General features: G+C 67.9%; 1 protein-coding gene. It reads right to left on the reverse strand.

The window, feature by feature from the left end:
- Nucleotides 1-252 (reverse strand): FAD-linked oxidase C-terminal domain-containing protein (locus AC5RVV_RS18455; protein WP_494002770.1); only part of this gene is annotated, 252 nt, incomplete at both ends.

Genomic DNA, 252 nt, shown 5'->3' on the forward strand with positions numbered 1-252 from the left:
GATCATCGGGTGCAGGTTGCCGTCGGCGGCGTGGGCAATCGTGTAGATCCTGACCCCGGTGTCCCGGGAAATCTCCTGGATGCCGGTGACGATCTCGGCCAGCCGGTTCCGCGGCACGCCGACGTCGCCGATGGAGGTGCGCCCCAGTTGTTGGAGCGACGGGATCGCATCCCGGCGTGCCTGCACCAGCGCTTCCGCCTGGACCGGGTCCTGGGGGACGAAGACGGATTCGGCGAACGGTTCGATGGCCTT

It is taken from the genome of Arthrobacter sp. MDT2-34-1 (assembly GCF_059091365.1).